Annotated in this window: 11 protein-coding genes; 7 read left to right on the top strand and 4 right to left on the bottom strand. The window is 42.5% G+C overall.

Annotated features, from left to right (window positions below; genetic code table 11):
- Positions 1–224: 224 nt before the first annotated feature.
- The 7 genes from ACMHKH_RS09880 to ACMHKH_RS09850 all read left to right on the top strand — a co-directional run bounded on the left by ACMHKH_RS09880 (position 225) and on the right by ACMHKH_RS09850 (position 8,568).
- Complete coding sequence (locus ACMHKH_RS09880; protein ID WP_413520469.1) at positions 225–863, top strand: TetR/AcrR family transcriptional regulator; 639 nt, start codon at positions 225–227, stop codon at positions 861–863.
- A 309-nt stretch (positions 864–1,172) separates the two neighbouring features.
- A complete protein-coding gene (locus tag ACMHKH_RS09875; protein WP_413520468.1) occupies positions 1,173–2,393 on the top strand; it encodes an iron-containing alcohol dehydrogenase in 1,221 nt (406 codons plus the stop codon).
- A gap of 90 nt (positions 2,394–2,483) precedes the next feature.
- Positions 2,484–3,533: an NADP-dependent oxidoreductase gene (locus ACMHKH_RS09870; RefSeq protein WP_413520467.1), complete on the top strand. Its 1,050-nt coding sequence runs from the start codon at positions 2,484–2,486 to the stop codon at positions 3,531–3,533.
- Positions 3,534–3,805: 272 nt separating this feature from the next.
- A complete protein-coding gene (locus ACMHKH_RS09865) occupies positions 3,806–4,483 on the top strand; it encodes a type 1 glutamine amidotransferase domain-containing protein (protein ID WP_413520466.1) in 678 nt (225 codons plus the stop codon).
- Between the two features lie 44 nt (positions 4,484–4,527).
- Positions 4,528–5,166 (top strand): glutathione S-transferase family protein, encoded by a 639-nt coding sequence (locus ACMHKH_RS09860; RefSeq protein ID WP_413520465.1) that lies wholly within the window; start codon positions 4,528–4,530, stop codon positions 5,164–5,166.
- 310 nt (positions 5,167–5,476) lie between these two features.
- Complete coding sequence (locus ACMHKH_RS09855) at positions 5,477–7,093, top strand: MFS transporter (protein WP_413520464.1); 1,617 nt, start codon at positions 5,477–5,479, stop codon at positions 7,091–7,093.
- Positions 7,094–7,194: 101 nt separating this feature from the next.
- On the top strand, positions 7,195–8,568 hold the full coding sequence (locus tag ACMHKH_RS09850; protein WP_413520463.1) for an HlyD family secretion protein: 1,374 nt from the start codon (positions 7,195–7,197) through the stop codon (positions 8,566–8,568).
- Between the two features lie 140 nt (positions 8,569–8,708).
- On the opposite strand, the gene pdxH is transcribed toward ACMHKH_RS09850, so the two are convergent.
- From pdxH to ACMHKH_RS09830, 4 genes are all read right to left on the bottom strand, one after another.
- Positions 8,709–9,359 carry a pyridoxamine 5'-phosphate oxidase gene (gene pdxH, locus ACMHKH_RS09845; protein ID WP_413520462.1) on the bottom strand — a complete coding sequence of 217 codons (651 nt, stop codon included), beginning with the start codon at positions 9,357–9,359 and terminating at the stop codon, positions 8,709–8,711.
- A gap of 52 nt (positions 9,360–9,411) precedes the next feature.
- The gene (gene glmM / locus ACMHKH_RS09840; protein WP_413520461.1) at positions 9,412–10,779 is read right to left on the bottom strand and encodes a phosphoglucosamine mutase; all 1,368 of its coding nucleotides are present in this window, start codon (positions 10,777–10,779) and stop codon (positions 9,412–9,414) included.
- A 230-nt stretch (positions 10,780–11,009) separates the two neighbouring features.
- Entirely contained in the window at positions 11,010–12,482 is a 1,473-nt protein-coding gene (gene guaB, locus ACMHKH_RS09835) for an IMP dehydrogenase (RefSeq protein ID WP_413520460.1), read from the bottom strand.
- A gap of 374 nt (positions 12,483–12,856) precedes the next feature.
- Positions 12,857–14,932 (bottom strand): mechanosensitive ion channel family protein, encoded by a 2,076-nt coding sequence (locus tag ACMHKH_RS09830; protein WP_413520459.1) that lies wholly within the window; start codon positions 14,930–14,932, stop codon positions 12,857–12,859.
- Positions 14,933–14,993 lie beyond the last annotated feature (61 nt).

The following is a 14,993-nucleotide window of genomic DNA, read 5'->3' as shown; positions in this document are numbered from 1 at the left end:
AAATTTATAAGTTCTAAGTTTTGCTATTTATCGTCTATGGCAGTTAAGCACCTATAATAAATGCAACTTGCTAGACGACTGGTCTAATGCTAACATAGACAGTATAGAAATAAACGTCTTTTAACCTTATTCTTTGTTGAACAAACGTAATTTATTCTTATAAACCATTCATATCTAATAATTTACACTTAAAAATACGTCTCTCTAAGGAGAACATAAGCACTATGTCTATACCCAATGCAATAAACACACCCAATACTGACAACCAAGCTTCAAATATTGCGCTATCAAATACCAAAGAACATCTATTGATGACAGGCTATAAGCTTATTGCACAAAAAGGCTTTACCGCAGTTGGTATTAAGCAGATCTTAGATACCGCAGGCGTCCCTAAAGGGTCTTTTTATCATTATTTTGCGTCAAAAGAAGCCTTTGGCGAGGCGATTATCAGCCACTACTTTACCCAGTATAAGCAGCGCTTAGATATTATTGGGTCACAAAATGTTAGTGCCCAGCAAAAACTATATGATTATTTTCAAAACTGGTATGACACCCAGCAAAATAACTGTGATCATGAGAAATGCTTGGTCGTGAAGCTGAGCGCTGAAGTTGCCGATATGTCTGAGCCCATGCGTAAAGTTTTGCATGCCGGCTACTTGCAAACCATTACTTGGCTTGCGACTCAAATTAAAGTCGGTTGGGAGGATAAATCTGTTCCTCGTCTCGATAATGTCGCCGCTGAGAGTATGGCAAAGCGTTGGTACTTTGCTTGGCTAGGCGCTAGCTTAGTAGCTAAGATTAGCCAAACGGATACACCGTTAGCAGAAGTCTGGCAGATGACAACGACAGAGATGGGACGCTAAGCACGCTCCTTTTGCCTTCTTCTATTTTCATACTTGTCTGTTCTCTATCCTTGTTTGGCTAACCTTCAATCGTTAGTAGGCAAGGATATTTCTAAGCACACTACTCAACTTTCTACTTAAAACCCAATTGAATAGCATTTTAATACTCCTATCGTGAAAAACACTTATACGATAGTTTTGTAAATATTAAAAATAATTACTAGACGACCGGTCTAATTAATATATAATGCGAACAGATGCAAATAACCTGCATACCTTATCTTAACTATTAAATACTTTTTTCGTACTTATGAATCTACTAGGAATCTTATGAATAACTTTCAATATTACAACCCTGTCCGTATCGTCTTTGGCGAAGGTCAAATCGAGAAGTTAGCTGAGCTTGTACCGACAGATGCTCGTGTACTGATTACTTATGGTGGCGGTTCAGCGCAGCGTACGGGTACGTTGGATGAAGTTAAAACAGCATTGGCAGCCAGTGGCAATCGTGAGGTATTTGAGTTTGGTGGTATTGAAGCCAATCCAGAGTTTACGACGCTATTAAAAGCAGCTGATATGGTCAATGAGCATAATATTGACTTTTTATTAGCGGTTGGTGGCGGTTCAGTGATTGATGGCAGTAAGTTTGTCGCGCTGGTCTCATCATTGACTGAAGAAGATGGCACGGTATCACGCGAGCAAGCGTGGAATGCGTTGACAAGTTATTGCCGAAACATCGACTCAGCGGTTGATTTGGGTGCGGTATTGACTATTCCAGCGACCGGCTCTGAGATGAACTCGGGCGGCGTGATCAACTATAGTGAACGTCAAGCAAAGCTACCGTTTGGTAATCCACTAGCTTTCCCTAAATTTTCAATTTTAGATCCAACCAAAACCATGACCTTGCCTGAGCGCCAAGTGATGAACGGTGTAGCGGATGCCTTTGTACACGTCATGGAGCAATACCTGACCTATCCGGTCAACGCAAAAGTCCAAGATGCCTTTGCTGAGAGTTTACTGAAAATTCTGATTGAAGAAGGTGCCGCGGTAAAAGCAGATCCAGAGAATTTAGAAACACGTAAAAATATCATGTGGACAGCGACCATGGCGCTAAACGGTTTGATTGGTACGGGTGTACCACAAGACTGGACGACGCATATGATTGGTCATGAATTGACTTCATTGCATGCGATTGACCATGCCCGCACCTTAACTATCCTGTTGCCATCCGTACTACGTGAGCTTAAAGACAGCAAAAAAGACAAGCTCCTTCAATATGCACGTAACGTTTGGAACATTAAAGCAGAGGATAATGGTACTGAGCTAAATGATGATGCCATCATTGAAGCGGCTATCAAACAGACTGAAAAATTCTTCCGCGAGCTTGGTCTGCCGGTGAGTTTAGAAGATGCAGATTTAGACGCTGCTGCCATCGACCCTATCATCAGCCAACTTGAAGCTCACAAAATGGTCAAACTGGGTGAGCATGGTAAAAATGACTTAGCAGTATCACGTCGTATCTTAGAGCGTGCCATTACCAGCGCAGCCTAACACCTTGAACATTATAATAACCATTAGCCTGTCACTTCAAAGTGGCGGCTAACCTTACAACCTAGAATAAATAAAAGAAGGTAATTTATCATGAGCTTTAACAAACAACAAAACCAACAACAAAACCGTCAAATCAAACTTGCCAGCCGCCCACATGGCGCGCCAACTGCCGATAACTTCGAGCTAGCCATTGGTGAGATTCCAACAGCAAACGACAAGCAAATGCTACTACGTACCGTCTATATGTCGCTTGACCCTTATATGCGCGGACGTATGAGCGATGCCGCAAGCTATGCTGACCCTCTACAAGTTGGTGATGTGATGCTAGGTGGAACGGTTGCACAAGTGGTCGAATCCAATATCGCTAATTTCGCCGTCGGTGATTTGGTTGTGTCAAATTCAGGTTGGCAGGATTATAGCGTCAGTGATGAGATAGGCGTACTAAAGCTTGATAAAAATATGACCAATCCATCTTACGGTTTGGGTGTGCTTGGTATGCCAGGCTTCACAGGCTATATGGGTTTAACCGATATCGGAAAACCACAAAAAGGCGAAACCTTAGTCGTTGCAGCAGCTACTGGTCCTGTCGGCGCAACCGTCGGACAAACGGGCAATCAGCTTGGTTTGCATACTGTCGGTATAGCAGGCGGTAAAGAAAAATGCGACTTCGCGGTGAATGAGCTTGGCTTTGATGTGTGTATCGACCATAAAGCGGACGATTTTGCCGAGCAATTAAAAGCTGCTTGCCCAGATGGTATCGATATCTACTATGAAAACGTCGGCGGCAAAGTGTTTGATGCGGTTATGCCATTGCTAAATGCTCATGCACGTATCCCAGTATGCGGATTGGTTTCACAATATAACGCCACTGAACTGCCTGATGGTAAAGACCGCTTAGGTGTACTGATGGGCAATATTCTAAGTAAACGCTTAACGGTCAAAGGTTTTATTATCTTTGAAGAATATGGCGACCACTTCCCTGAGTTCTTAAAAACCATGGGCGACTGGCTTGATTCAGGTAAAGTAAAAACCAAAGAACATATCGTTGAAGGCTTAGAGCAAGCACCACAAGCTTTCTTCGATATGCTTGATGGTAAAAACTTTGGTAAAACCGTGGTAAAAGTGGCTGACGTTCAATAGTCTAGATGAACGAGTAGTAAAAAGCAGCTGACATCAAGGTGTCTTAAAATAACCAGTTAACAACATAAATCGTTAATACAGCTACTGAAAGTCAGTCGTAAAAAAGGAATACTGTGAGCAGTTAGTTTTTCAGCATTGCTGATGCTTAGTAGCAACGCTGATTTTATAATGCTAACTGCGACACAGCCCTGATAGCTTTAAACTATAAATAGCAATCATAAACGTCAATAATAACTCTCAACAATAAACGTCAATTATAAACAAGGATAATTATGAATATTTTAATGGTACTAACCTCACACGATAAACTGGGCGATACTGGCAAAAAAACAGGCTTTTGGCTTGAAGAATTTGCCGCCCCTTACTACGCTTTTTTAGATGCCGGTGTCAATGTTACCTTAGCTTCTCCTGCTGGCGGTCAACCACCACTAGATCCAAGTAGTGATACAGCAGATGCGCAAACTAAAGATACCAAGCGCTTTAAAGAAGACTCTGAAGCTCAAGAGCATCTTGCGAATACTAAAAAACTGGCTGATATGAACGCTGAAGATTTCGATTCCGTATTCTATCCAGGTGGTCATGGTCCATTATGGGATTTAGCCGTTGACAAAAACTCGATCGAACTGATTGAGACATTTATCAAACAAGATAAGCCCGTGGCTTTCGTTTGTCATTCACCTGCTGCGCTTAAAAACGTCAAAATTGATGGCGAATACTTGGTTAAAGGTAAAACCGTAACAGGCTTTAGCAATACTGAAGAAGAAGGTGTTCAGCTTACAGACGTGGTGCCCTTCTTATTAGAAGATGTCCTTAAAGCTAATGGTGGCAACTATGAAAAAGGAGCGGACTGGGAATCCTATGTGGTAGAAGACGGCTTGTTGATCACCGGTCAAAACCCAGCCTCATCAGAAGAAGCGGCGAAGCGTTTACTCGCCAAGCTACAGGCTTAATATATAAAATACGCTACATTTAAAATAGCTAAAAGGTTAACCCCATGATTCGCTTACATCATCTCAATCAATCACGCTCATTACGTACCTTATGGCTTTTAGAAGAATTAGGGCAACCTTATGAGATTATTAGCCATCAGCGCGATGCCAAAACGCATCTAGCACCAGATAGCTTAAAAGCGGTACATCCACTTGGTAAATCTCCGGTTATTGAGATGGATGGCGAGCTTTATGCGGAATCAGGGGCGATCACTGAACTATTGATTGAACGCTTTGCTGCCGATAGCCTGCGCCCTGCTACTGATAGCGCAGATTATGGCCATTACTTGCAGTGGATTAATTTTGCAGAAAGCTCGCTGATGCTGCCATTATTGCTTGAATTATTTACCAATAAAGCAGGCGCTGGTGACAATGCCTTTTTGCAAGGATATATCGCTCAAGAAAAACATAAGCTGCTTAGCTATCTAAATGATGAGGTGGCAGGTAAGTCATTTATCGTCGGTAATAAGCTTAGCGGTGCAGACTTTATGCTGTCATTTGATTTGATTATGCTTGCCAAGCGTGAAGCGTTAGAGGATTATCCTCATATCAAACAATACGCGCTACAACTTGCTAGCCTCGATAGTTATCAGCGTGCGATGCGTTTAGAGGCGAATCATGATGAAACCAGCAACGTATATTAATGGAGATATAGTCAGTGTAATTTTATATCAATATTAAAGGATATTGACTATATCATTAAAACAGAAAAGCAGCCTACGTGATAGGCTGCTTTTTTATTTATAGTTTGCTAACTTCATAAAATAGACGCGGATGCTAAATCCTCAGCAAAAACTATGATAAAATATTTAAAGCAGCTTTTATGCACTTCTTTTGGTTCTATCACTCTATTACCGAGCATTACGCTTAATGGATGTCATTGCAACTGTCGTAAGTCCTGTTTAGGAGCTGTCTTATGTCAATCAATTCCCCTATACAGATCGACCCTGCCTTATGAGTACCGACTATCAATTTAAGCCTCATGAACAGCCGTTCATGCTGGGCTCGCCTGCCACACCCGACCATCCTACACGCCGAAAGGTATTTTATTTACTCATCGGTATTTTTATCGGTATCACAGCCAGTTTCCAAAACGGTTTATTGGTCGCTAACCTCTCTCAAATTCAAGGAGAGATGGGTCTGACACCTGTTGAAGGTGGCTGGATATCGGTCGCTTATAATATGACCAATGCTTGTGTCACCGTACTTTTGTATAAGATACGCCAACAGTTTGGTATGCCATTGTTTAGCAAAATCACCTTATTCTTTTTGCTTGCCGCCACTAGCATGCAGTGGTTGGTCAGTAGTAATTTACTGAGCTCAACGACTGGCATTAGCATCGAGCCTTATTATTTAGAGCTGATTGCTCGGGGGTTTAGTGGTGTGGTCGCCAGTGCCATGACAGTGCTGTCTATCTTTTATTGTCTGCAAGGTATGCCAACGGCGCGGCGTATCAGCGGGCTAATCTTGGGCTTTGGCTTGGTGCAGTTTGGGGTGCCTTTATCCCGTATCATCTCGCCTTATCTAGCAGCTGATGGTCAACTTGAAGGTTTGTTCCTATTTCAAGTTGGGCTGGCATTGATATGCTTTGGGCTCATTAATATTCTTGAGCTACCTCGTGGTAATACCGAAAAAGTCTTTGAAAAACTTGATATCGTCAGCTTTGCTTTTTTTGCGACCGGTCTTGCTGCATTGGCGGTATTTTTGGTACAAGGTCGTATCTTATGGTGGACGACGCCTTGGCTCAGTTATCCATTGATTATTGCTGTTGTCACCATTACCATTGCATTATGGATTGAAACCCATCGTAAAAACCCGATGTTGCAAGTACGTTGGATGCGTAGCCGAACCATTATCGCCTTTATGATAACCGGTGCTGTCATGCGTATTTTGCTGTCCGAGCAAAGCGTTGGCGCAGCAGGATTGTTGGCAAACCTTGGCTATGGCAACGATCAGCTGATTGTGTTTTATGCCATTATTTTAGCAGCCAGTGCGCTGGCATTGGTACTTAGTATCTTTACGACCAATGCAATGGACCTACGTCGACCGGTAATTTTTGCTGTTGCACTGATTGCGATCGGTGCTTGGATAGATACCGGTGTATCACTTAATTCTGCGCCTATTATGTTTTATTTTAGCCAATTTATCATTGCCTTTGCTGCCGTATATTTTATGGGACCGATGGTATTTGAAGGGATGTTCCGTGCGATTGCCAATGGACCTGCCTATATTATTAGCTTCTCTGTCATTTTTGGTATCTCACAAACGGTTGGCGGTTTGGCAGGTGCGGCAGGTATTCAAGCCTTTACCACTATCCGCACGCAGATGCACTATGCAGATATGGTCAGCTCGATGACTGCTGGTGATCCTGCTCAAATGACCCAAATGTTGCAAGGTATTCAGCGCCAAGCGACCGTCGCCGCTTATGATGACTTATTCTTTTTAATGGCAGTGGCTGCTACGATTACCGCGCTCTATTTATTGATGGTCTATTTTTATTACCTGTATCATAAGCGCAACCCGCTTGGCAAAGAGCTGGCGGCGTTAGCAGAAATGATGGGCAAAAAATAGCAGATAGTACAGATTTTATTGTGTATTCTATATCTATTACTCTCTCTAATTATTATTTTAAAGTTATCTATTATGTTTATTAAAACCCTTAGGAGCGCGTCATGAACGAAGACAAACCCAATCGCCTTGATGACGCAAACACACCTAACAACGCGAATAACAATGAACCTAACAATGCAATTACCAATCCTGATGGCACAAATCAGACTGGTTCAGCCATCAAAACCCCTATAGAGCCTGCAACAGCAATCCATGGAGCGAAACTAACTACTGGCGATGGCGAGATAAATCCTGATTTAATTAAGTCGGATACGGCTATTGAAAGCACAAATACTGATATTAATGACACTAATGCTAATAATACTGAGAATGTAGCAAATAAGACCGTTGATGCCACACCTATGCCACCCGTAGAGCCAATAACCGACTCGACAGGTTGGTCACCCAAAAAGAAATCGTTTTTTAATTTGGCTTTACTCATTGCTTTGATTGTTATTGGTGTGGCACTCATTCTCTATGCCTGGAAACTACCGCCTTTTACGCCAACCGTTCAGCAAACCAACAATGCCTTTGTTAAAGGTCAAACAACCATTATCAGCCCACAGGTTTCTGGCTACGTGACTGAAGTTGCCGTACAAGATTTTGCCAGCGTAAAAGCAGGTGATTTGTTGGTAAAAATAGATGACCGTAGCTTTCAGCAGCAACTTGAACAGGCAAGAGCTAATATTGAAGTGGCCGTGACCAATCGCTCTAGTAATGCGCAAGATACAGGGTCAAGCCAAGCACAGATTCAAGCGCGTGAAGCGGATCTAAACAGTGCGAAAGTCAGTGTCACAAGTGCTCGTGAAGATGTGAAGCGCTATCAGGGACTGGTCGCCATTGGCGCCGTATCAAGAGCAGAGGTTGCTCATGCCGAAGCTCAGCTTGCCAAGGCGCTCGCAGGCGTACAACAAGCGGAAGCAAACTTGCAAGTGGCACGTGAAGCCCGTGAAAAAACCAGTGGCAGCCGCTCATCTCTTGATGCTAACATCAAAAATGCAGAAGCCGGTGCCAAGCAAGCACAGATTAACCTTGAAAATACGGTTATTCGAGCACCAGAGTCAGGTCAGCTGAGTCAAATAAATGTACAAGCGGGACAGCTTGTTAGTGCTGGTACGCAGCTCATGTATATCGTACCAAAAGGTGTGTGGATTATTGCCAACTTTAAGGAAACGCAGGTAGCAAACATGACAGTTGGCGAAGCCGCTACCATTCATGTGGATGCCTTGGGTGGCACGCAGTTTAGCGGGCATGTCAGCAATATCTCACCCGCAACAGGTAGTGAATTTAGTGCTGGCGCTGCCAATCCCGCGACAGGAAACTATATCAAAATCGCTCAGCGCATTCCGGTACGTATCGACTTAGACCCAAATCAGCCAGAGCTTGCTCGGCTACGTCCTGGTATGTCCGTGTCGGTGGATGTAGATACCAAATAGATAAAATGTAAAAACAAGATAGTTGATCTGGTAATGAATGCAAAAAGCCACTTTATCTGCCATATGAATATGGCATGTAAAGTGGCTTTTTTATAGATATTAACTTCTCATAAGTTTATATCATCAACTATCTATTGCACTTAAGGCAATAAGCGTTTGGTGCTAAAGCTACCATCTGCCTTTTTATGATAGACAATGCGGTCATGCATCCGATTGGCGCGACCTTGCCAAAACTCAATATCACTGATAGTAATCTCATAACCACCCCAAAACTCTGGCGTTGGTACGGCGGTGCCTTCTGGATAATCTGTTTGCAACTGCTCAAACGTCTGCTCCATCACCTCACGATTGGCAACTTCACCGCTTTGTGGCTGGCTGACCCATGCCCCTACTTGACTGTCATGCGGACGCTTTTGGAAGTAAGCCTCAGATTTATCAGCATCAATTTTGGCAATACTGCCGCTGATACGAATCTGACGCTCAAGTTTATGCCAAAAGAACAATGCTTCTGCATTAGGGTTTTCAGCAATATCTTGACCTTTAGCGCTTTCATAATTGGTATAAAACACGATACCTTTATCCGTAATCTCACGTAATAAAACGATGCGCACGCTAGGTTTACTGTCGGCGCCGCAAGTCGCCAAACTCATCGCATAAGGCTCTTGTACCTGCGCCTCTATTGCTTCATTCATCCAAGCCTTTAACAGCTCAAACGGTGATGTTGGTACTGACTGTTGGTCAAGTTGACCTTTTTCATATGATAAACGCTGATCAGTAAAGTCCATACTCATGATGCTTCCTTTTTTTAATAGCTTATTTTAATAGTTTTATATTTAAATACTACTAGCCCAATATAGCTTTGATTTTATCTGCTAAATCATTTGCCATTACATCACATTCTATCTCATCATCTGACTCAACCATCACTCGAATCATCGGCTCAGTACCAGATTGGCGAATAAGTAGTCGACCACGACCTTCTAAAGTAGCACGTGCTTTATCAAAAGCGGCAACCAACTCTTCATGCTCAAACGGATCTTGCATTTGAGATAGTCGTACATTGACCAGCTTTTGTGGTAACACTTCAAAGCCTTCAGTTAAATCGCTCAGCGCTTTACCTCTTGCTTGCATAACTGCAAGTATCTGTAAACTTGCGATAATGGCATCGCCCGTTCGGCTTTTATCCAAGCATAAAATATGACCTGATGGCTCGCCGCCTAATATCCAACCGTTTGCTTCAAGCTCTTGCATCACATAACGATCGCCTACTTTTGCACGTGTAAACTCAATCTCAGCTGCTTTTAGTGCCAACTCTAAACCCATATTACTCATTAATGTCCCAACGACGCCTTTGGCTTTATTTATACCTTGGGTAGCGAGTACATATAAGATGCCATCACCATCAACCAAATTACCGGCTTCATCGACCATTACAATACGGTCACCATCACCATCTAAGGCAATACCGACATCGGCTTCGTATTTAAGCACCGCTGCTTGTAAGCCTTTAGGATGGGTTGAGCCGCAATCAGCATTAATATTGATACCGTCAGGCTTATTATTAATGGCGATGACATTGGCGCCAAGCTCACGCATGACACGAGGTGCCACACTATAGCCTGCACCATTTGCACAGTCGACGACCACAGTCAGATGATCTAAGTCATACTGATAAGGAAAACTACCTTTACAGAATTCAATATAGCGCCCTTTTGCATCATCGATACGATTATTTTTACCCAATTGCGCAGGGTCAAGAATAGGCATCAGTGTGTCATTACTACCTGTAGCAGCCATAATAGCTTTTAATTTATCGTTGATGGCATTTTGCATCTCATCGGTCAATTTTTTGCCGTCACCTGAAAAGAGCTTAATACCATTATCAAAATAAGGATTGTGAGAAGCAGAAATAACCACACCTGCATCGGCATTAAAACTACGTGTTAAGTGCGCAATAGCGGGCGTTGGCAGTGGTCCTAGCATATATACATCAACGCCAGCTGCGTTAAAACCTGCTTGTAATGCGCCTTCAATCACATAGCCTGACAGCCGTGTATCTTTACCAATTACCACGCTTGGCTTACGAGCAGAATTATCATTATTTTCTATCAGCACAAGCCCAGTTACATACCCTAGTTTCAAGATAAAGTCTGGCGTAATTGGCAGCTCACCAAATTTTCCGCGAATACCATCGGTGCCAAAGTAGCTCATTATTATTGTTCCTTAAGTATAAAAGTAAAAGGCCAGACGTACACGCAGGCTAAGTGGTTTTAATAATTAACAAGGATAAGTCATTATCAATTATTATTAAAATAATCTATTATTGTATTTTACAAAAAAAACAGCCAACAATAACAAGGCATTGTTGGCTGTTTGTATCTTAATGTCACTTGACGCAGTCAGACTGCCCGTTATTGCACCCTACAGCGTCAAAATTACCATTAGTCAACGCGATAGTTAGGTGCTTCTTTAGTAATCTGTACATCATGGACATGTGATTCTTTCATACCAGCTGAAGTCACTTTCACAAACTGTGGCTTAGTACGCATCTCTTCAATCGTTGCACAGCCCGTATAACCCATAGATGAGCGCAAGCCACCAACCATTTGGTTAACGATACCAGCAACTGGACCTTTATACGGTACACGACCTTCGATACCTTCTGGTACCAATTTTTCGACACCGTCTTTGGCATCTTGGAAATAGCGATCTGATGAGCCGTTTTGACCTGACATAGCGCCCAAGCTACCCATACCGCGATAAGCTTTATAGTAGCGACCTTGGAATAGCTCAACTTCACCCGGTGCTTCTTCGGTACCTGCCATAAGCGAACCAACCATTATACAAGAGGCACCTGCAGCAATGGCTTTTGCCATATCGCCTGAGTAGCGAATACCACCATCAGCAATCAATGGAATACTGTCTTGCAAAGCAGTTGCAACACTATCAATGGCAGATATTTGCGGCATACCAACACCCGCGATAATACGTGTGGTACAGATAGATCCTGGACCAATACCAACTTTCACAGCATCTGCTCCAGCATCACGTAACGCTTTAGCAGCGTCGCCTGTAGCGATATTACCACCGATCACTTGTACGTGCGGAAAGTTCTTTTTAATCCAAGATACTTTATCAATCACGCCTTTTGAATGACCATGCGCCGTGTCAACAACAAGGATATCGACGTCAGCGGCAATTAAAGCCTCAACGCGCGCTTGGGTATCTGCGCCTGTACCAACAGCTGCGCCAACACGCAGGCGACCTTGCTCATCTTTACAAGCATTTGGGTTGTTTTCAGCTTTAGCAAAATCATTAACCGTAATCAGACCGCGCAAACGAAAATCATCATTAATTACAATGACCTTTTCGATACGGTGCTCATGTAGCAGTCTTTTAATATTCTCATTGCTCTCACCTTCTTTTACGGTAACCAGCTGATCTTGGGGCGTCATGATATGGCTAACAGGCAATGATAGATTGGTCTCAAAACGCCAATCACGATGAGTGACGATACCGACTACTTTATCCGTGCCCTTCTCGACCACTGGTACGCCTGAGATATTATTGTCTTGGGTCAGTCTTAATAACTCACCGATAGTCATCTCTGGATGGACCGTAATAGGATCTACCACTGTACCTGCTTCAAATTTCTTGACGCGGCGCACTTGCATGGCTTGTCTGTCAATATCCATACTTTTATGCAAGATACCTAAGCCACCAAGCTGTGCCATGGTAATGGCCATCTCGGACTCAGTAACGGTATCCATAGCAGCAGAGATAAGCGGTAAGTTCAGTGTGATGCTTTTTGTAAGACGTGTCGTTAGATTAGTAGCTTTTGGCAGTATTTCTGAATAAGCTGGCAATAATAAAACGTCATCAAAGGTTAAGGCTTCATCGACAATTCGCAACATACAGACCCCTAGTAGTGGTTATTTTGATGGGTAGACAATGCAACATCAAGACAATAAACGAGCGCTTTATTCACCTTGTTAGGTCATAAAGACCCAGTAAATAGCGATAAAACTGTGCAGAATAAATTTTAAATACCAACATTCACTCAGCACATCATTCATTTATCATTGGCAATAATATTATTAGCTCGGTAAATTCGCAAATATAGCGCCTCTACTTACCCTAAAACACGATTACTCAACGCTTAATAGCTGAATTATCCTTTAAAAATAACGCCATATTATAGCAAATAATACCAGCATTCGCATAACTTATTTGTCAGCCTATTTTGCTACAGTAACCCTATTAATTACTTAAAAATAATAATCAGTATTTAACTGTAATTGGTTTTAATTATCAAACGCTCAGCTGGTAGATAGTTTTTTTGTTCCGTATATAAATAACTCATCATCTCCTCGCGCACTTCACATTCAAGTGTCCATGCGTTGATTGGGCTATCAGATGCTTGACTACAGCGCAGCTTAATACTACTCTCGGATACTGATACCGTATACAATTCAGGCTCAACTTCGCTATCCCATAGTCCATTCTTTTTTACAAGCTCAATATATTTCTGCCGAATAGCATCAATATCAGCGCCATAATCGACATAGAGATAAATCACTGACGTTTGATGCGATTCCGTATGTGACCAGTTTTCTACAATTTCCGTAATAAAATGACGCATAGGGACGATCAATCGGCGCTCATCCCATGTCTTGAGTACCGCATAGGTATAGCCCAAATCCTCAATCGTACTCCACTCGCCCTCCATCATGACTGTATCACCGATACGTACAGGCTGGGTAATCGCAACCTGCATTCCGGCGATAATATTACCTAAAATAGGTTGCGCGGCGATACCAATGACCGCACCCGCAATACCAGCTGAAGTTAATAAAGTCTTACCTAGTCCATCAATATTGGTAAATTCGCTCAAGCCAATCCAAATCCCGCCCAAAATCATGACAAAGATAAAAACCCGGCGAAAGATAGACATGTAGGTTCGGCGGCTACGACTTTTATCAAAATGCTCATCGCTTAGGTTTTCAATTTGCAAATCTTTATAACGATTGGCAAAAAAGTTAATGGCTCGAATACCAAGCCACATCGCACTAAAGACCAGTGCTATCCAAACAATGGGACGGGTTGATGAAGCCAAAGCATCCAAATAAGGAAAACCACCGGAAACCAAGGTATAAACAGATGAAAAACTGAGTGTAAAGGTTAAAGGCACGGTCAACTTATTGACCAAATCTTCCACCCCGTTATGATGAAGGGTACCAAGGCGGTTACCCTCTTTATCCATCACATACCAATTAAGGAGTTTCCCCGCGGCAATACTGAGTAGCCAGCCGATACCCATCGTAAAGGCGAAAAATACAAATAATGCCAAAAACTCCCAGATAGCAATACCGAAAAATTTAATCTTGGTCCAATCCGGTAAATAACGCTCAAATTTTGCCGGATGATACTGTTCATACAGTTTGTCAATATTTGCTACCGTCTGTGCTGAGAATACCCAAAAAGGCGTTCCATCATCAAGACGCACACGCTCTAGATGCAGTGGCACTCGGCGTTCGCGATAATCAATATACCCAAGCTGAATGGAGCGCCTAGGAATACCTTGAATACTGCTAGTACTACCAAGCGGCGGCTCAATCAAACCATCAGGTCGATCAGGCAGTTTATCGAACACATAGAGCTTTTTTTCAACCAATAAAAAATCCAGTTGCTTGACCAAATCCATGGCTCGACTTGATTGCGAATCGGCATCAATCAGATTCATATTTAGTGCATAAGCGGCCAAGTCATATTGCTGCTTCATCACAGCTGATTGGAAAAACTCTAAGGTTGCAAGGGGTGTCGACAAATTCGGCGGCTCAGATAATGGCGGCAAACCGGTATTGAGCTTATTTAAAGAATAATAGCCTTCATTATAATCACCAGTAAGACCTGAGTCTCCTTGTAGCACCCCTGCTTGCTGCACCGTGTTTTTTTCTATCGGACTAGTCATTTCTTCTGCGATGGCAGAAACGCTGACTCCTTCTGCTTTAATACCCTCAATTTTCTGCGCTGCATAATCAACTATATTTTCTGGTACAGTACTTTTTTCTGCTGCGTTATAATTTTGAGCTTTTACATCACTTTGATTATTAATCGCTAGAGCATCACTAGTAGCGGCATATACAGGAACATAAACGATACTCAATATCATGACAAATATACTGAGGGTAAATTGCCATACGTTTGAGTGTTTAATAATCCTTTTATCGCCAACAGTAAAAGCAGTAAAAACATCACTCTTGGCGTCGCCAGAATTGATGCCTTTGCCACCCATGCCGCATTGCAAAGCTTGAACGTTGTTAGAATCCAAGTTAGAAACCAAAGACTGATGATTATTTTTCATACGATATATATCTGACCTATGTATAAGCTTAAGCTAATGTACTCTACAAAAAAAAGCCAGC

Origin of the sequence: Psychrobacter glacincola (assembly GCF_965118485.1) — a bacterium.
Classification (GTDB): Bacteria; Pseudomonadota; Gammaproteobacteria; order Pseudomonadales; family Moraxellaceae; genus Psychrobacter; species Psychrobacter glacincola_D.
The sequence above is the reverse complement of the archived record's forward strand: the minus strand, read 5'-3'. Positions and strand labels throughout refer to the sequence as shown.

Excerpts from the sequence above, each read along its gene's own strand:
- ACMHKH_RS09850 (WP_413520463.1), top strand. The coding sequence starts at position 7,195 with ATGAACGAAGACAAACCCAATCGCCTTGATGACGCAAACACACCTAAC.
- ACMHKH_RS09830 (WP_413520459.1), bottom strand. The coding sequence starts at position 14,932 with ATGAAAAATAATCATCAGTCTTTGGTTTCTAACTTGGATTCTAACAAC.
- ACMHKH_RS09865 (WP_413520466.1), top strand. The coding sequence starts at position 3,806 with ATGAATATTTTAATGGTACTAACCTCACACGATAAACTGGGCGATACT.
- ACMHKH_RS09860 (WP_413520465.1), top strand. The coding sequence starts at position 4,528 with ATGATTCGCTTACATCATCTCAATCAATCACGCTCATTACGTACCTTA.
- ACMHKH_RS09875 (WP_413520468.1), top strand. The coding sequence starts at position 1,173 with ATGAATAACTTTCAATATTACAACCCTGTCCGTATCGTCTTTGGCGAA.
- ACMHKH_RS09855 (WP_413520464.1), top strand. The coding sequence starts at position 5,477 with ATGAGTACCGACTATCAATTTAAGCCTCATGAACAGCCGTTCATGCTG.
- ACMHKH_RS09870 (WP_413520467.1), top strand. The coding sequence starts at position 2,484 with ATGAGCTTTAACAAACAACAAAACCAACAACAAAACCGTCAAATCAAA.
- ACMHKH_RS09880 (WP_413520469.1), top strand. The coding sequence starts at position 225 with ATGTCTATACCCAATGCAATAAACACACCCAATACTGACAACCAAGCT.
- guaB (WP_413520460.1), bottom strand. The coding sequence starts at position 12,482 with ATGTTGCGAATTGTCGATGAAGCCTTAACCTTTGATGACGTTTTATTA.
- glmM (WP_413520461.1), bottom strand. The coding sequence starts at position 10,779 with ATGAGCTACTTTGGCACCGATGGTATTCGCGGAAAATTTGGTGAGCTG.
- pdxH (WP_413520462.1), bottom strand. The coding sequence starts at position 9,359 with ATGAGTATGGACTTTACTGATCAGCGTTTATCATATGAAAAAGGTCAA.